Annotated in this window: 14 protein-coding genes; 8 read left to right on the top strand and 6 right to left on the bottom strand. The window is 63.7% G+C overall.

Translation table 11 applies throughout. From position 1 onward, the window contains the following. Positions 1–19 precede the first annotated feature (19 nt). The 4 genes from Q1M07_RS13495 to Q1M07_RS13480 form a co-directional block, all read right to left on the bottom strand. Entirely contained in the window at positions 20–958 is a 939-nt protein-coding gene (locus tag Q1M07_RS13495) for a hypothetical protein (protein ID WP_300454432.1), read from the bottom strand. 16 nt (positions 959–974) lie between these two features. Beyond that, complete coding sequence (locus Q1M07_RS13490; protein ID WP_300454431.1) at positions 975–1,556, bottom strand: TerD family protein; 582 nt, start codon at positions 1,554–1,556, stop codon at positions 975–977. 73 nt (positions 1,557–1,629) lie between these two features. Continuing rightward, positions 1,630–2,337, bottom strand: coding sequence for a VWA domain-containing protein (locus Q1M07_RS13485; RefSeq protein WP_300454430.1), 708 nt, complete (start codon positions 2,335–2,337; stop codon positions 1,630–1,632). A 15-nt stretch (positions 2,338–2,352) separates the two neighbouring features. Then, positions 2,353–3,483: a toxic anion resistance protein gene (locus Q1M07_RS13480; protein WP_300454429.1), complete on the bottom strand. Its 1,131-nt coding sequence runs from the start codon at positions 3,481–3,483 to the stop codon at positions 2,353–2,355. Positions 3,484–3,862: 379 nt separating this feature from the next. Here Q1M07_RS13480 and Q1M07_RS13475 point away from each other — a divergent pair, with 379 nt between their 5' ends. From Q1M07_RS13475 to Q1M07_RS13440, 8 genes are all read left to right on the top strand, one after another. Further along, complete coding sequence (locus tag Q1M07_RS13475) at positions 3,863–4,402, top strand: hypothetical protein (protein ID WP_300454428.1); 540 nt, start codon at positions 3,863–3,865, stop codon at positions 4,400–4,402. Between the two features lie 22 nt (positions 4,403–4,424). Beyond that, the gene (locus Q1M07_RS13470) at positions 4,425–5,396 is read left to right on the top strand and encodes a hypothetical protein (protein ID WP_300454427.1); all 972 of its coding nucleotides are present in this window, start codon (positions 4,425–4,427) and stop codon (positions 5,394–5,396) included. Continuing rightward, on the top strand, positions 5,371–7,383 hold the full coding sequence (locus Q1M07_RS13465; RefSeq protein ID WP_300454426.1) for a CHAT domain-containing protein: 2,013 nt from the start codon (positions 5,371–5,373) through the stop codon (positions 7,381–7,383). Before Q1M07_RS13470 ends, Q1M07_RS13465 begins: the two co-directional genes overlap by 26 nt. 57 nt (positions 7,384–7,440) lie before the next feature. Then, complete coding sequence (locus tag Q1M07_RS13460; RefSeq protein WP_300454425.1) at positions 7,441–9,885, top strand: P-loop NTPase fold protein; 2,445 nt, start codon at positions 7,441–7,443, stop codon at positions 9,883–9,885. 279 nt (positions 9,886–10,164) lie between these two features. After that, the gene (gene creB, locus Q1M07_RS13455) at positions 10,165–10,848 is read left to right on the top strand and encodes a two-component system response regulator CreB (protein WP_300454424.1); all 684 of its coding nucleotides are present in this window, start codon (positions 10,165–10,167) and stop codon (positions 10,846–10,848) included. A gap of 4 nt (positions 10,849–10,852) precedes the next feature. Then, positions 10,853–12,280 carry a two-component system sensor histidine kinase CreC gene (gene creC / locus Q1M07_RS13450; protein WP_300454423.1) on the top strand — a complete coding sequence of 476 codons (1,428 nt, stop codon included), beginning with the start codon at positions 10,853–10,855 and terminating at the stop codon, positions 12,278–12,280. 93 nt (positions 12,281–12,373) lie between these two features. Next, on the top strand, positions 12,374–13,726 hold the full coding sequence (gene creD, locus Q1M07_RS13445) for a cell envelope integrity protein CreD (protein ID WP_300454422.1): 1,353 nt from the start codon (positions 12,374–12,376) through the stop codon (positions 13,724–13,726). A gap of 11 nt (positions 13,727–13,737) precedes the next feature. Continuing rightward, positions 13,738–15,054, top strand: a complete 1,317-nt coding sequence (locus Q1M07_RS13440) for a glycoside hydrolase family 3 N-terminal domain-containing protein (protein ID WP_300454421.1) — start codon at positions 13,738–13,740, stop codon at positions 15,052–15,054. Positions 15,055–15,103: 49 nt separating this feature from the next. Here Q1M07_RS13440 and Q1M07_RS13435 read toward each other — a convergent pair whose 3' ends face one another. Next, complete coding sequence (locus tag Q1M07_RS13435) at positions 15,104–15,955, bottom strand: lipopolysaccharide kinase InaA family protein (protein ID WP_300454420.1); 852 nt, start codon at positions 15,953–15,955, stop codon at positions 15,104–15,106. 22 nt (positions 15,956–15,977) lie between these two features. Then, positions 15,978–16,622 carry a class I SAM-dependent methyltransferase gene (locus Q1M07_RS13430; protein ID WP_300454419.1) on the bottom strand — a complete coding sequence of 215 codons (645 nt, stop codon included), beginning with the start codon at positions 16,620–16,622 and terminating at the stop codon, positions 15,978–15,980. Positions 16,623–16,783 lie beyond the last annotated feature (161 nt).

The following is a 16,783-nucleotide window of genomic DNA, read 5'->3' as shown; positions in this document are numbered from 1 at the left end:
CACGCCGGCGGCCGGTCGCTCAAGGCCGTCCGCCCGGCCGGCCGTTGGCCAGTTCCCAGACCGGGATAGTCACCCGGACGAGCTGCTCGACCTCGCTCTGCCAGGCGATCACTTGGCGCCTGAGCTGCTCGAGCTGCGGTTCGAGGAGATCGAAGTGCTGCGCCGAAACCGTCAGCAGATGGCCGCGACGCGCCAGCGCTTCCGCTTCGATGTCGCGCAGCGCGAGGACTTGTGGCGCGACCTTGAGCAGCAGGAGCGAGGCGGCCAGAACATCGCGGCAGGGCGCGAAGCGCTGTGCGAGGTCGTCGAGGGCGGCCAGCATCGGTGGCACCTGGGCGAGAATCAGTTCGAGCGCCGGCTTCAGTGAACCCGGCGAACTCCGCCGGATGATCTTCCATAGCCCGCTGGCACCCATCACCTGGTGGCACTTTTCAATCAGCTCGCCGACGTTCCAGCTCGCCACGGTGGCGCCATGCGCCTGCAGTTCGGCGCTCATCGCTTCGATGCGGCGCAACACCGCATTCCCCCAGGCGGCGAGATTCGAAACCTCGACCGGCAGCAGGTCGCGCATCACTTCGTCGAGCGCTTCGAGCTGACGGGCCGAGATCGCCGGGAACGACTCGATCGCCTTGCGCTTCAACCGTTCGAGGTCGGAGCCCTTGCCTTCGTCGAAGAGCAGCGAGGCCGGCGCATATCTTGCCGTCGCCGCCACGGGCGGCGCCGGATCCGGCAGCACCACCGCTTTCACCGGCGAAGGCGGCGCGACCGAGGCGGCCCGCTCGGGAAGCGTCAGTGGAGTGACACGAAGCGCCGCCGGGGGGGACGGCGGCGGCAGGTCGAGCGGCCGCACGCGGCGCGGCGGCGCGGGCGTTTCGGCCGGCGGCGAGGCCGGTGTCGCCGTTGCCTGAGGCGGTGGACGCAGGGGCTTGGCGGCGGCCGCCCCGGCATCCTGGAACAAAGGCCGCGGCCGGGGCTCAGGCTTCGAGGCCATAACCCCGCACGAAATCCAGCAACTCGCGCTGATAGCCGGCGCCGACGGCCTGGAACTGCCATTCGTTTCCAGTGCGGAAGAGCGATCCGATCTGCACGGCCGTCTGCCCGGCGAACTCCTCGTCGAGATCGTACTCCGCGAGCACCTCGCCGGTCTCGTCGTTGTAGACCTTCAGATAGGCGTTCTGGACCATCCCGAAATGCTGCCGGCGAGCCAGCGCTTCGTGCATGGTGACAATGAACGAAACCTCGGCCGCATCGGCCGGCGCGGCGGCGAGATCGACCTTCAGCGTTTCGTCGTCGCCTTCGCCGACGCCGGTCCGGTTGTCGCCGGTATGCGTGAGGAAGCCTTCGGGACTCTGCAGGTTGTTGAAGAAGACGAAATGGCCATCGGACAGGCAGACCGGGACCTCGCCGACGGTCTTCAGGACGAAGGCGCAGACATCGAGGTCGCACTGCCCGAGAACCCGGGTGATGTCCCAGCCGATGCCGACGCGGACGATGCGCAGCTTGGGCGCCGCTTTGGTCAGGTTGATTCCCTGCCCCTTTTTCAGATTGATGGCCATATGGAAGTCCTTTGCACGGAGTGGATCGGATGAACGGTGCTGCCGAGGGCCTGCCGGCGGCTCGCAGCGCGAGTCAGAGCTTGCGCAGCCAGTCGCAGAGTTCGGCGGTCAGCAAGGCTTCGTAGATCGCCTCGTCGCTGATCCGCAGATTCGGAAAATGGCAGAAACCGGCATTGGGAAGGTCGGCGGCCATCTGCTTGATGAAACGGAAATCGGTATCGCTGCCGATGCCGACCAACTGCCAGTAGATCTGGTGCTGGCGCGCCTCGCGCAGGATCTTCTCGGCCGCCGCTTCGTCGCTGTTGTCGCCATCGGTAATGAACAGGCAGAGCGCCGGAATGTGCGTATCGCGCGGCGGACGCTGCTCGGTCTTCTTGAACAGACCGAGGAAGCCCCCCGAGCTGACGACACGCTCGCCGCGGAAGTAGGCGTCGAGAACGGCATTCATCACCGGCGCATAGTTGGTGCCGCCCCACTTGTCCACCTTCGGGTTGTCGAGGATCGCCTTCTTGACGTAGTTGCCGAAATCGGCGGCGCGCGCCGGCGGCGGCGTCGAGAACTTCTGATTGAAGGTCCACACTTCCATTTCGCCGTTGTCGTCGAAAGTGCCGGCGATGGCGAGCAGGCGGTCAACCGTTTCCTGGACCAGCCCGTCCTGGTACTCATTGTGCATCGAGCCCGAAATGTCGATGCACAGCCCGACGCGGCAACGCGGCGGCTGCGGCAGCGAACGCTTTTCGAGCACGATCCGGGTCTTCTTCTTGAGGTCGATCAGCGACATGGCAAGTCCTTCCCGCTAGGTGGATTTCTGGAAGCGCGCGAGCAGTTCGTCGCGCAGGGCGCCAAGCTTGGCGTCGGTTTGCGCGCGTGCCGCCGCGGCTTCCTGGTTGATCTTCTCGACATCCTCGAAAGCGCCGAGCAGTTGTTTCTGCACATGTTCCAGCGTTTCCATCTCGACCAGCGCGCGCTGGTTGGCGCGCGCGATCTCGGTCGTATTCTGTCGCAGCAGGTCGGCGTTCTTGCGCAGCGCCGCGTTGGTCGCGTCGTCGATGGCCGTCACCAGCGCCGCCGACTTCGCCTGCTCCTCCATCAGAATGTGCAGCGAGAACTGCTTTTTCCAGGCCGGAATCGTCACCGCGACGATGTCCTGAAACTTCCCGATCAGCATCCGCGAGTTGTTCTGCAGCAGCCGGATCTCGGGCGCCGTCTGCATGGCGATCATCTGCGCCCGCTTCAGGTCGTCGATCCGCTTCTCCAGGCGCACGGCGAGCTGACGGCGGTCGGCAATGGCCTGCGCCGCCATCGGATCGCTGGTCTCGGGAGCACGCGCCAGTTCGTCGTTCAGCGCCGCGAGCAGTTCCTTGCCCTGCTCCACCGCCTCGCCGAGTGCCGTGTACTCCTCACCGTTGGCGGCATACATGTCGTCGAGCTCGCGAATGCGCTGCTCGTAGGTACGTGCCGAACGTTCGATCTCGCCGACCAGGGCGTCGAGTTGGCCCGAAACCGACCGAAACTGCGACTTGACCTGTTCTTTGGCGGAAACGAAAAGGCCCTTCAGCTTGCCGAGCAGCGATTTGTCGAACAAAAGCTTGGGGTCGAGCTGTTGTGCCGTGGCGACGAGTTGGTTGAGCGACACGCCGAACTGGTCGGCCCCCGTGCCGCGCACCATGCCGAGCAGTTGCTCGGAGATGGCCGCCACCCGTTTGGTCGATTTCTCGCCCAGCGCCGCGAGGTCGGACTCACTGACCGTGCGCGCGGCGGACGGCACATTCAGGCTGGCCGGCAAGGGCATCACCGGGCGCGCCGCCGGCACCTGCGGCGGCACGACCGGCGGCGCCGGCTGGGCGGTCGGGGACTCGGCGAGCGTTCCGTCCATCGTGGAGCGCGTTTTGTTGGCCGGCGCGGCATCGGCGAATAGCGGTTTCATGGCGACTCCCGGAAGAAGAAAAGGGTTGATCGGTCGCTTCGGTGGTCGGTGCCACCCATCGTGTCGTGACACCGTCACGCCGCTGGCACGCCGAAGTATAAGTCGCTCCCCGGCCAGCGCAAAGGGGTCGGCGAGCGAGCGGCGAAAGGCTTGCCGCCTGGCGCCGCGGCAGCGGCCGACGACGAACGGGACGGCCGGCGGGGCCGCCAACGCCGCCCGGCCGGCGACCGAAGGCGCCCTGCCGGCCAGCCGGCGAAACCCGCGGTGAGCCTCACGCCTGGTCGAGCGATTTCCGTTTCCGCCGTTTCGTTCCGGTGTAGCATTCGGCATCGCCACCGCCTACCCGAGCTTGCCCAATAAGCACGCCGACCGGCCGAGCATGGACTTTTCCAAAACCATCGCCGCCCTCAACAGCGCCTCCGCCTTCGAACTGTTCCGCCTGCGCGCGGCGATCGATCGCGTTCTCGACCAGCCGGGCTGGACACTTGCCGTCCAGACCCGGCTGCGCGTCGGCCAGGCGATCAGTTACTTCGACCCGGCGACCAATCGCTCTCACCCGGGTCAGGTTCTCGAACTGCGGCGGAAACACGTGTTCGTTCTCGATCACGCGACGCGCAAGCGCTGGTTGATCTCCTACGCCGCGATCAACCTCGACGGCGCCGACGTTGAGATCCGCGAACAGGCGGCTCAGGGGCTGGGCCGGAACGAAGTGGCAATCGGCGATGTCGTCGGTTTCCTCGACCGCCACCAGGAACAGCGCAGCGGCCGTGTCGTCCGGCTCAACGACAAGACGGTGACGCTGGTCTGCGGACAACAGCAGTGGCGTGTTTCCTACAGCCTGCTGCATCGCGTGGTGGACGTCGATGCGCTGAGCGGCGAAGCCGACGGCCGCCAGTCGGCTGCCAGGCTGGCGCGATGATCACAACGGAGATGGAGGACTCATGGCAAACCTAGATGCTCCCGAAGGGCAGCACGATCCCGCAAGCTCTTCAGTCCTGTTCGACAGGTTGCTTGGCTATCGCGAGCGCCACGGAATACTCGGCCCAGCCAGCGCTCTCAGTACCACGGAAAGAAGGCGGCTCGACGAAGCCCGTCAGGCCGTGCGATGCCTGGGCTTGCCTGCCTATCTGGTTCCCGCCCGCATCATCGAGCAATCTTCCCTGGAAGCCTTACTTTCCAACACCCTGAAGAATCCTTTCGGTACAAGCCTGGATGCGGCGGGCTACCTCGACCGCTACGCGTTTTATTTCTTCTTTGCGCCTTTGCGTGTGGCTAGCCTGGATTTCAAGGAAGCGGAAATCAATCTGCGAAGCGATTGGGTAGCCGATTCCGAGACCGGGGAACACCCGCGCTTTTTTGCGCTCTTCCCCAGAACCGAAACTCGGGATGCCGCGAAATGGGAGGAATCCCTGGAGATCGGACTCAACGGACAGGTGCAACTCTCCGCCGCCACTCCAGAGGCCTTGTCCTTGGGCAAGGACACGAAGGCCGCCGCGGCGGCTGCAGCAGGCGCCACCTTGAAAGCCAAATTTACGCAAGCGGTCACCAGGGTCTGGAGGGACGTCCTGATCCGCACCTCCGTCCCGCCCGATGTTGTCGCCACCTGGCGTTTCCGCTGCCTGGAACAATTCAGCCAGGGGCAGCCGGCCATCGCGTTCATTCTTCAAGTACCCCGAGGGCTGAAATGGGCACGAATCTCCTACGAGATAAGGCTACGCTTCAACGCAGCGCCATGGGAGCGCGTCATTGCACAATGGGTCGGCTCGCTGCGCAGCCTATGGACCGACTTGAGCCCGGAAGAACAAAGAGACGTCTGCCTGCTGGAGGGCTACGTCAGGGATGGTCTGTGGTCGGCGCATTACTCGGAGCAACCCATGGCTTGGGAGTTTGACGAGCGAGATTTCTCCCACTGACCCGACGGCGCAGAAAATAATTGTGCAGCAAACAGCCAGCCACCTCGATCTGACGGTCGAGCTTCACTCCATAGGAGTGAAGCTCTATGCCAGGCTTTTCGTGCAGGACGAAGAACTGCGAAAGAGTATTCAGCCACCTTCCCTGCTCCTTTCCCTGGTTCCCTTGCCGCAGCTGGGAACGCTCCTGCAAGAGCACGGGAGTCTGAGCGAAGCCTTGCGAGCGATGTTGTGCGCCGGCAATGGTGAGGAAAATCTCCTGGCACAGTGCTGCGATGGCGCGTTGAAGTTTGCTAGAACGCGTTCCCGCGGTCTACGCCTGCGGCTGCGGATCATGCCCACGCTCGAAGAGCAGCGAGCTAGCTATGGGGAACTGAACGAGGCAGGAATTCTGCGCATACCAAAGGAGGAGTTGGAGGCAATCGAATACGACAAGGTCGATTGGTTGGCCTATCTTCCTTGGGAGTTGGTTCTGAGCACCGACGAACTTGCAAAACACGGTGACCTGTCTCTCGTTCGTTCCTTGCCCCAGCTCGACACACTTGCTCCGGCGACGACCCGTAGGGCCAAGGGCATCCTGGATGTCTTGCTGGTGGCGTCCGACCCACGCGATTTGACGAGCACACTTTCCAAAGTCGCGATACCTGGTATCGCCGATCTGCTGCGAAATGCGGGGCGAGGAGCCTTCGACGTCGTGTGTTTGGACCACGCCAGCCCAGGCGCCCTCGCCGCCAAACTCATCGAGAAGGACTGGGATATCGTCCATGTCCTGGCCCACGGCACGTCGCCGGTACCCGGCGACGCCGCGGCAATCCAGGCGGAAGACGAGGAAGGATTGGCGACTCGCGTCTACGGCGGCCAGCTTAGGGACTTGTGGAAAACCGGAGACAAAGCGCTTCCTCAACTCGTCTTTCTGCAAGTCTGCGATTCGGCGGCGGTCTACGGTCAGCTCTGCCGCGGCCTGGCACAATCCATCCACGCCGCCGGCGTGCCGTATGTGATAGGGATGCAGGCCCCGGTATCGGTCCAGTCGGCGCGCGATTTCTCGGAGTCTTTTTACGGACGGCTTGCGCGACTGACAATGGCCGAGCCAATTGACCTAGCTGTCGCCGACGCGCGTCGAGACTTGAATGAACGCAGGGTAGCCGAGCGATTCGTACAAGAACAACTGGCCAACAATCCCATATTCAGGTTTAGTCGAGTTACTACCGGTCTTCGCTTCGGTGCCATTCCGGTGCTCTTCATGCGCGACGACGCCGACGGCAGGCTGGCATCCACGTCCCTTCCGAGAGCGATTCGCTGGCCAGACGGAAAAATCATGTTGTTAAGCAGGACCGGACAGGCAGATGCTTTGTACGTCGACAAGTATCCGGTAACCGTCGGGCAGTTTGCGGCTTTCGACAGATCCTGGAACAGCCCCTTCGCATCCGATGCGTGGAGGAAACTTATTGCGGCCGAAGACACGACTGCGACTTCGCCGGGCAACGCAACCCACTGGAAGGAGGCGATTGCGGATTTCCCAGCGACCGCAGTGAGTCTTGAGCAAGCTAAGGCGTATGGCAATTCCTTCGGCAAACGCCTTCCGACAGCGGATGAATGGTGCGCGGCATTTCGAGAGACTTACCCTTCTTCTGGTCCGAACACCGACGAGCATAACTGCGCCAAATACTGGCAGAAAAATCGTAAAGGCAAACCTCGGCCGACGACGGTTTATCAGTTCAAAACTTCGGCCAATAAAAAGCGCTTTCAGGACCTTCCCGGCAACTGCCGGGAAATCGTGTTGCAGTACAACGGGCCACGCAAGATCGGTGGCTCATACAACGACTGGTTTGACTTGAAAACGGATGAGTACTCACGCGAGGAACCGGATCTCGGTTTTCGATGCGTCCTGCACCCGAGCATCTACCGAAAACACCTCAGCGACGCCGACCAGGAAAAACGCCCGACAACGTGCGACGAAAAAGATGACGACGATCATTCGGCAACCTGATTATTGGCGAGAAAGCTCTCTGTCAACATCTAGCAGTCAATTCTCAAGGAGAAAGTCGTGCACGATACGTTTGACAGTGCTAACTACCACGAAAACAAACCGGGAAATATCCATAGTAAAAAATGGTGGTTCTTGGACGATCGACCCATTCTCCGGGATTCCGACGATGCCATATGGGGCAACGGGGATGGAGACATCCTGACACAAATAGCGGATATCGCCGAGCAAGTCACCGCGCCTCTCGGCGACCGCGCCGGGAGTGTGGCCGGGATGACCTTCGGGATATTCGGCGATTGGGGTGCCGGCAAGAGCAGTTTTCTGCGCATGCTGCAAGCCAAGATATCTGAACTGGCTACCCGCAAAGAGCAACAGGATTCCGTGGTGTTTTCGACCTACGTTGCTTCGGCCTACCCCTATCACGGTGTCAGTGTCCGGCACACCCTGGCCCTGCAGCTTATCCGTGGTCTGGAGGCAAGCGGGCATTCCATCTGCACTCATCTGCTCGAGCAAGTGGCGGGTAGCCAGATTTCCAAGTTCGCTGAAAGCCTGGGGCAAATGGCGGATGTCGACAAGGCGGCCACGGCATTGATGACTTTGAAGGAATTGCCGATGTTGCTTTCGGAAGTGTTTTCGGGGAAGACCGAAGTGACCAAGCAGCGGTCTCGCGTGGTCGTTTGTTTCGTGGACGACCTGGACCGCTGTCCCTCCGAAGTAGTCAAAAACGTACTGCAGACTACCCAAGAATGGGCCGATGTCCGCAATCTTTTTTTTGTCCTTGCCATCAATCGCGAGTGGTTGATCAAGGCGATCCAGAATCTCGTGCATATCGCCGACGAGCCCGATTATGCTCTGGAAAAATATTTGCAACACAGCATCACGCTGGGCAATCTCGAAGGAGATGGACTGGTCTCCTATGTCAAGAGTCTCCTCGGGCGGTACGACGACGAGATTTCCCGACATATCATGGAAAACGTCGTGCAACTCCAGAAAGGATTGACTCACGCGACCCCGAGGGCGGTCAAGCGTCTATTGAATGCCATCCGGCCGAAACTGGTGACCAAGTTGCAAAGAGAAAAAAACCAGTTCAACGACGAGGAAATACGTCGAGTGATAAAGGCGGAGGTCTTGGCTTATTGCTGGCCGAAGTTTCACCAGGACTATTACCGTCCGTCCGTACTTGGAAAACACCAGGGACTTGCCAAGCGGTGGTCGCAATTGGAAGCGATTTGCCGGACCTACGAACAGGAAGCCGAAATCGACAGGACCGACCCGGACAAAGAGAAACTCGAGTTTTCCGTCCGACGTTTGAGAGAAACCTCCCGCGATGAACAGTTCATGAACCCGGTGGATTATCGTCTGGTGTCTTTCCTCGCCGAGCCGCCCTACTGGCTCTACGCTCCACCAAAAAGCAGCGATTCACTGGATCCAGGTCAGTCCATCCCTCCAAAACAAAGCTCCTTCAGTTTCGAAAAAGCCGACCTGATCTCTCCGAGGGGTGTCGATCTCGATTCGGAGTTCATGCAGCTTTATTATTCTGGGCAGGGCGAAGACGACGGGACCAGGAAGCTGGAATACTACCGGGAAGCTGCCGAACTGGCCAGCAAGCATTTTACACAGATGTCTCCGGAGCGCGCCAACGAAGTCGGCAACATGGCGATGGATGCTGAACGTCTGCACGTTCCCCCTTTTGCTGATAAACTTTTTCAGTTCGCCTTGGACCTTGACCCGAACCATCCCAACAACATGCAGAACTACGTGAGTTTCATTCTAGACACGAAGCGGGTGGCCTCGTACCCCAGGGCGCAAGAACTCCTGGAGGAATTGAAGAAAAAATACACGAATTTCAAACCCGAACGTACTCAGCTATTTACACTGCAATTGAACGAAGTCAATGGTCAACAAACGATTCTCACCGGGGATGAGATAGAAAAAATTCGTATGAAGGTGACGAATGCTCCGACGGATCTTATGAGTTTTGGCAATGCGACGCGGCTTGCCGTCAAGACCGGAAATTTCGATCTGGCAAAGGAGATCCTGCAAATCGCCTGCGACCCGGCTCATTCGCCTACACCTGCATACCTGTATCAGAGACTACGGAGTTTCGCCGATTCCATCGCGGCACAACGGGAGTCTCCGGATGAGCGTTTGCAGAGCATGGAGATTTATCGACGGCTGTTAACTCATAAGGCTAATTTTAGTTTTTCGTCCTCCGACGAAGCGGAGATACGGCATAACTACGCGACGCTTCTCTTCGCGTTCGACTACGACGATGAGGCCGGCAGAGAGTGGTACGAAGCCTATCGTCTGATGCCATCCGATTTTGCGATCCGTGGGGCTTATAGCCAGTACATACGGCAAGCCGAACGGCTAGACGTGGCGGTCAAAATCATGGCAGGTCAGGCTCTGACGGAATCCGAAAAGATTCTCTGGCCGAAAATCAAACCCATACCGGAACGCTTCTCCGATCAAGCCTACCTCGACACCTTGTTCGGGCAACTATAGAAGTCTGAACTACCGTTTTTTTCGGCGCCTGCGGGCGTGGACAAATCTCGCACGAAGCGCTGGCACAAAGCAGCGGCAGGGCATTTCCTGACGTGTGGCGCGAGCATGTGGCGTTCGCGATAGTTTGGTCGCGCTTTTTTGCCGTTGACCCACCTGACCGCCACGGTGCTATTTTCTGCCCTTCGCGAGGCTCCCGGCAGGAGGAAGGCCATCGCGACACCCGCCCGACCACGCTCAGCACTGGGTAGCGCTAAGCAGGAGTAAGCTACCATCTCAGCCATGAAAATCCTCATCGTCGACGACGAGCCCGCCATTTCCGATACCCTGGCCTACGCGCTGCAGGCCGACGGTTTTATCAGCGAGTGCTGCCTGCTCGGCGCCGAGGCGCTGGCCCGGCTGGAGGGCGGCACGCATGATCTGGTGGTGCTCGATGTCGGCCTGCCGGACATGAGCGGGTTCGACGTCTGCCGGGCGCTGCGCCGGCGCTCGGAGGTGCCGGTCATTTTCCTGACGGCCCGGTCGGATGAGGTGGACCGTATCGTCGGACTGGAACTCGGAGCCGACGACTACGTCGCCAAACCCTTCAGCCCGCGCGAAGTGGTTTCCCGCGTGCGCGCCATCCTGCGCCGCAGCCGGCCGGAATGGCGCGCGGCGACCGGCGGGGCCGCCGCACCGGCCCGTTTTGCGGTGGACGAGGAGGGTTTGCGCATCGCCTACCACGGCGTCTGGCTCAATCTCACGCGCTACGAGTACTTCCTGCTGGCGCTGCTGCTGGCGCGACCGGGACGCATCCTGAGCCGCGGCCAGATCATGGAAAGCGTCTGGCAGGATTGCGGCGAAAGCCTGGAACGAACGGTCGATACCCACATCAAGACGTTGCGCGGCAAGCTGCGCGCGGTGCGCGCCGACGAGGAAGTGATCCTTACCCATCGCGGCCTGGGCTACAGCGTCGCCGCGCGCTAGGGCGATGAACGTTTCGGTTCGCCTCTTTCTCGGCTATTTCCTGATGCTCGGCCTGGCCGCCTGGTTCGTCCTCAACATCTTCACCCACGAAGCCGAACCGGGAATCCGCCAGGCGACCGAAGAAACGCTGGTCGATACGGCGCACGTGCTGGCCGAGTTGGCGGCGCCGGAAGTCGTCGCCGGCCAGCTCGCCGACGGGCGCTTCGCCAGAGCGCTGGCGGCGGCCCGCGGGCGTTCGCCGCAAGCCAGCATCTGGGGCGTGCGCAAGGACAGCATCGATTTTCGGGTCTACGTCACCGACCAGCGCGGCCGGGTGATCTTCGATTCCGCAGGACTGGCGCAGGGCGAGGACTATGCGCAGTGGCGCGACGTGGCGCGCGTCCTCAAGGGCGAGTACGGCGCGCGCAGTACGCGGGCCCAGGCCGACGACGCCACTTCGTCGGTAATGTACGTCGCGGCGCCGATTCTCCACGACGGACAGTTGATCGGCGTGTTGTCGCTCGCCAAGCCGTTGTCCAGCGTCATGCCCTACATCGGCCACGCCGAACAGCGCGTGAAGCGCGCCGGCTACATCCTGCTGGCCGCCTCGGCCCTCATCGGGGTGGCATTCTCGGCCTGGCTGAGCTGGTCGATCAACCGCCTGCGGACCTACGCGCGCGACGTGTCGGAAGGTCGCAAGGCCGATCCGCCGACCTCCGGCGGACGCCAGTTCTCCGAGCTGGCGCGTGCTTTGGCGCTGATGCGCGAGCGCCTGGAAGGCAAGCAGTATGTCGAACGCTACGTACAGAACCTGGCGCACGAAATGAAGAGTCCGCTGTCGGCGATCGTCGGTGCCGCCGAGATCCTGGAAGGCAAGCCGGCCGACGACGATCGCCGGCGCTTCGCGGCCAGCGTCGGCGAGCAGGCGCGACGGCTGCAGACGATCATCGAACGCCTACTGATGCTCGCCCGCGTCGAGCAACTGCAGGCCCCGGAGGAAATGCGGCGGGTCGACCTGGGCGAACTCCTGCGCCGCTGCGTCGGCGAGCGGAGCATGGCGCTGCAGGCACGCGACCTGCGCTGCGGGCTGGCCATCGACGCGCCGCTCGCCGTGCGCGGCGACCCCTTCCTGCTGCAACAGGCGCTGCTCAATCTGCTCGACAACGCCATCGCCTTCTCGCCGGCCGGCGGGAACATCGAGATCGCGCTGCACCGCCGGGAGCAGCAAGCCGAAGTGGCCGTCCGCGATCACGGCAGCGGCGCCCCGGAATACGCGCTGGCGCAGGTCTTCGACCGTTTCTACTCGCTGCCGCGCACCGCCACCGGCAAGAAGAGCTCCGGCCTGGGGCTGCCGCTGGTGCGCGAGGTGGCGCGCCTGCACGCGGGCGATGCCGATTTCGCCAACCACCCCGAAGGCGGGGCGCTGGCCCGTCTCGTGCTTCCTCTGGCCTGACTTCACGCCCACTTCACAACGCTTCACGGCCGCTTCGCCGTCCGTTCATCGAGCCGCGCGACACTCTCTGGACCATCCACCAGGGAGAACTTAATGGACAAGAAACTGCTTCTCAAACTCATGGCCATCGGCTTCATGTCGCTGCTGCTGCTCGTCCCTCTGGCCCTCATCGAGAATCAGATCCGCCAGCGCAGTTCGCGCCAGGACGACGTTCAGCGAGGTATTGCCAACAGCGCCGCCGGCCAGCAGACGCTCACCGGGCCGGTGCTGGCGATCCATTATCGCGAGCGGCTCGAACCCGAAATGAAGGAAGATCCGGCAACACGCCGCCTCAAGAGCATTCCGCGCTTCGCCGACCGCAGCTTCCATCTGCCCGCCGAAAACCTGCGCCTGAACGGCGAGGCGCGCGTCGAAACCCGCCAGCGCGGCATCTATCAGGTCAGGCTCTACCACCTCGACCTGGCGGTCGCCGGGCGCTTCGTGCTACCCGCCCGCCTCGGGCTCGACGGCAAGCGCGACATCGTGAGCGCCGAAGCGACGCTGTTGCTCGGCGTTTCCGATCCGCGCGGCGTGGACAACGACCCGGCGGTAACGCTCGGCGGCAAGCGTTACCGCTTCTCGACCCCCAAGAGCTCGACGCTGCCCGGTGACGCCCTGGCCGGCGAGCGCCTGGCCATTCCGCTCGGCAACCTGGCGCTCGACGCCGCGACGACGCTCGATTTCGACTTTCCGCTGCAACTGACCGGTAGCGAACGGCTGGCAATCGCCCCGACCGGCGAAGCGAACACTGTCGACATCAAGTCGGACTGGCGCCACCCGAGCTTTGGCGGTCGCTTCCTGCCGCGTCAGCGCACGATTGCCGACGACGGCTTCACGGCCCACTGGGAGGTCTCGCATCTGGCGCGCAACTTCCCCAATGCCCTGGCGGCGGCAAAGGGCGGGCCATCGCCCGAAGTGCTCGACATCCTTTTCGTCGACCCGGTCAACATCTACCTGCAGGCCGAGCGTGCCGTCAAATACGGCATCCTGTTCATCGCCCTCACCTTCGCCGGCTTCTTTCTCAGCGAGGTTCTGCGTCGCTCGCCGATCCACCCGCTGCAATACCTGCTCGTCGGTCTTGCGCTGGCCGTCTTCTTCCTGCTGCTGATCGCGCTTTCCGAACACCTGCCATTTCTCGCCGCCTACGCGATCGCCGCCGCCGCCTGCATCGGCCTGATCGGCACCTACCTGGCCGGCGCGCTGGGCGATCGTCGCCAGGGCTTCGCCTTCGCCGGCGCACTGACCGGTCTCTACGGCGTCCTCTATGGCGTCCTGCTGTCGGAGGACAACTCGCTCCTCATGGGCAGCGTCCTGCTCTTCCTCGCGCTCGGGGCGATCATGCTGGCGACGCGGCGTATCGACTGGTACCGCATCGCTTCGGTGGCCACCAGCCGGCCGGCGGAGTGAGGCGCTCTCCGTTGCCTGCGCCAAAGTCGGGTCGTTGGCTCCGGCGGCTCGCCTGGGTGGCGCTTGCCGGACTGCTCGCCGTGGCCTGGAATCTCAAGCATCCGCTGTTGTACTGGCTGCGGCCCTATGAAATGCCCCTCCTGCTGGCGGTCGTCGTGCTTGGCGGCGCCGCCGGCATGTGGCGGAGAACGCCGCAACGGCACCTGTCGGCGGGACGGCGAAGCCTGGTGGTCGGCCTGTCGGCCCTCGCTGGCCTGACCCTATGGCGTCAGTGGGAGTTCGAGGCAGACCGTCGGTCGGTACTGGCCGGCGGAAACGACCTGCAGATGCTGGGCGAGCACTTCGTCGTCGGCTTCCGGAGCTTCTCCGAAGTCGAGCCGTTGGCGGTCAAGGGCCTGATCGGCGGCATCTACTTGACGCGGCGCAACCTGGCGACCGGGGGGGCCGCGACGGTCGCGGCGCAAATCGCCCGACTGCAGGACAGCCGCCGACTGGCCGGGCTGCCGCCGCTGATCGTGGCGGCCGACCAGGAAGGCGGGCCGGTGGCCCACCTGTCGCCCTGGCTGGAACGCCTGCCCGCCCTGTCCAGTCTGGTCGGCGCGACCCCACGGGAAAGCCTCGCCGCGCAAGCGCGGCGGCACGGCAGGAAACAGGGAGCGGCGCTGGCCGCGCTGGGTGTCAATCTCAACCTGGCGCCGGTGGTCGACCTGCGGCCGCCGGAGCCGGACAGTGCGGCCGACATCCTGACGGCCATCGGCGGGCGGGCCATCGACGACGATCCGGCGGTGGTCACCGAAGTTGCCCAGGCCTACGTCGCGGGGCTGGCCGACGCCGGCGTTGGCGCCACGCTCAAGCACTTTCCCGGGCTAGGTCGAGTGCGCGCCGACACCCACCTGCGGCGCGCCAGCCTGAACGCCACGACAGACGATCTGCGCGCCGACTGGCAGCCCTTCCGGCACGTCGGCAACGGGTCGCACGCCGCGATCATGCTCGGTCACGTCGTGCTGCCGGATGTGGACCCCGAGTGCGCCGTCTCGCATTCGCGCCTTGTCGTTCAGCAAATCCTGCGCCGGGAATGGGGCTACCAAGGCGTGCTGATCACCGACGATCTCAACATGGGCGCCGTGTATGGCCAGGGCATCGGTCGCGTCGCGGCCCAATCGCTGGCCGCCGGCGTCGACCTGATTCTCGTTTCCTACGATCCCGACCAGTACTTCCGCGCGCTGAGCGGCGCGGCGCGAGCGTTGGCGCGCGGCGAGATCGACCGCCAGATGTTGCAGGCGAGCCGCCAGCGGCTGCCGAGAATTCGCCCGCACGCCGCCAGCTAGGCGGCGCCAAACCGTCGTCGCTGGCCGGTCGCGCAAGGTCGTCCGGCGTTCACACCGCGGACTCTGGCGGAGCATCGGCGCGCACATGCGCGAGCTGCTTGCGGCGCATCGGTGCGGCCAGCTCGAGCACCTGCCGGATCAGCGCCTTGCCGCCGGCATCGAGCCGCCGGGTCTGCCGGTAGTCCAGCAGGAAACGCAGCCGCTCGGTGCGCCGGAAGAACCACGGCGCCGGCGCGTCCAGCGCGGCGAGATCTTGCGCTCGCGCCCGCACGCCCGGTTCCCGCCGATGCCGCCGTCCGCGCGGCACGTCGATGAGCGAGATGCGCGCCAGATTCTGCTGCGCGATCACCAGGTTTCGCCAGTAGAGATCGCCATGCGTGAAGCGCCGCGCATGCATCGCGTGCACGAGCCGGGCCACTTGGCGCAGCAACTCGCCGCGCCGCACCTGCCGTTCGGCTTCACCCAGGCGCGGCAGCACGTCGCGGATGAACGCGTCCACCGGCATCGGCTCGGCGACGCCGGTGCTCATCAGGAACGACCGCCACAACCAGCCGGCCCGCCGCTCCTCGCCGAAGGCGACCGGTGCCGCCTCGCTCAAGCGCCACTCGTGCAGCCAAGCCAGATTGGCGAACTCGCGCCGCACCGGCGAAGCGCCGAACAGCCTGCCGCGAAACACGCGGCTGCGCAGCTCTGCCCAGCGCGTCACCCAGGACTTCTTGAGGAACAACACCCGAGGCGCGCCCTCGACCTCGACTTCGACTCGCCTGACCTCGCTGCTGCCGCTGCGGCGCACGACCGTCCCCTGCGCGCACCCGAACGCGGCGTCGAAGGTGTCCAGCCGGCAAGCGCCGAGCCGGGCTTCCCAGCCCGGTGCGAAATGGATGCGCTGGCGGTGCAGCACGCTCAGCCGAGGCGGCGACAACTCAGGCGGAGGCGCGTTCGAAGACCGCCAGATGAAGATTGTTGGTCAGGTCGAGCGGAAAGTTCTTGAGCAGCCGGAAACCGTTGGCCTCGAAGTAGGCCGTGACCTCGGCCAGCGGCGTGTTGAAGACCGAGAGTCTTCTGCCGCGCCAGCGGCGCAGCTTCTGTTCCAGTGCGCGCAGGGTCTTCGGATTGAAGTAGGACATCGCCACGTGTTTGCGCGCGACGCGGCACAGCTCGGCCACGACCTTGCGGCGCAGTTCCTCGTTCGGCAGGTGGTGAAAGAAACGGAAACAGACGATGGCGTCGAAGCTCCGGTCGGTTTGCGACAGATGCTCGATGTCCTCCTCGAGCACCGGAACGTTCAGCCCGTGCGCCGCGGTCGTTTCGCGCGTGATCTGGCGCATCGGCGCCGAGTAGTCGGCCGCGCTCATCTCGTATCCGAGCTGACTCAGCAGCACCGTCACCCGGCCGCCGCCGCAAGGTACGTCGAGCACCGAGGCCGGCCTGGGAATGAGCTGGAAGGCCCGTTCGACCAGCTTCAACTCCGGCACGTTGCGCCGCGCCTCGCGGTTGGCGTAGCCCCGGGCCTTGTCCTCGGTGTAATTGGTCTTGGCGCGGTAGGTCACGCGGGGAGTTTCGTTCATGCTGGTCACCACCTCAAGGAACTCCGCCGGCGAGCGCGATGGAGAAGGGTTCCGCAGTCCGGTACGTGGACCCACGAGGATGGGCAAACCAAGGCTGGGAGCGCGAGTATACGAGTTAGGAGAGCCCCTATCAAGCGGCGGCCCGAGCGCGGCAGCGCAGA

This window comes from Accumulibacter sp. (assembly GCF_029255285.1).
GTDB lineage: Bacteria > Pseudomonadota > Gammaproteobacteria > Burkholderiales > Rhodocyclaceae > Accumulibacter.
The sequence above is the reverse complement of the archived record's forward strand: the minus strand, read 5'-3'. Positions and strand labels throughout refer to the sequence as shown.

Excerpts from the sequence above, each read along its gene's own strand:
- Q1M07_RS13490 (WP_300454431.1), bottom strand. The coding sequence starts at position 1,556 with ATGGCCATCAATCTGAAAAAGGGGCAGGGAATCAACCTGACCAAAGCG.
- Q1M07_RS13485 (WP_300454430.1), bottom strand. The coding sequence starts at position 2,337 with ATGTCGCTGATCGACCTCAAGAAGAAGACCCGGATCGTGCTCGAAAAG.
- Q1M07_RS13480 (WP_300454429.1), bottom strand. The coding sequence starts at position 3,483 with ATGAAACCGCTATTCGCCGATGCCGCGCCGGCCAACAAAACGCGCTCC.
- Q1M07_RS13475 (WP_300454428.1), top strand. The coding sequence starts at position 3,863 with ATGGACTTTTCCAAAACCATCGCCGCCCTCAACAGCGCCTCCGCCTTC.
- Q1M07_RS13470 (WP_300454427.1), top strand. The coding sequence starts at position 4,425 with ATGGCAAACCTAGATGCTCCCGAAGGGCAGCACGATCCCGCAAGCTCT.
- creB (WP_300454424.1), top strand. The coding sequence starts at position 10,165 with ATGAAAATCCTCATCGTCGACGACGAGCCCGCCATTTCCGATACCCTG.
- creC (WP_300454423.1), top strand. The coding sequence starts at position 10,853 with ATGAACGTTTCGGTTCGCCTCTTTCTCGGCTATTTCCTGATGCTCGGC.
- creD (WP_300454422.1), top strand. The coding sequence starts at position 12,374 with ATGGACAAGAAACTGCTTCTCAAACTCATGGCCATCGGCTTCATGTCG.
- Q1M07_RS13430 (WP_300454419.1), bottom strand. The coding sequence starts at position 16,622 with ATGAACGAAACTCCCCGCGTGACCTACCGCGCCAAGACCAATTACACC.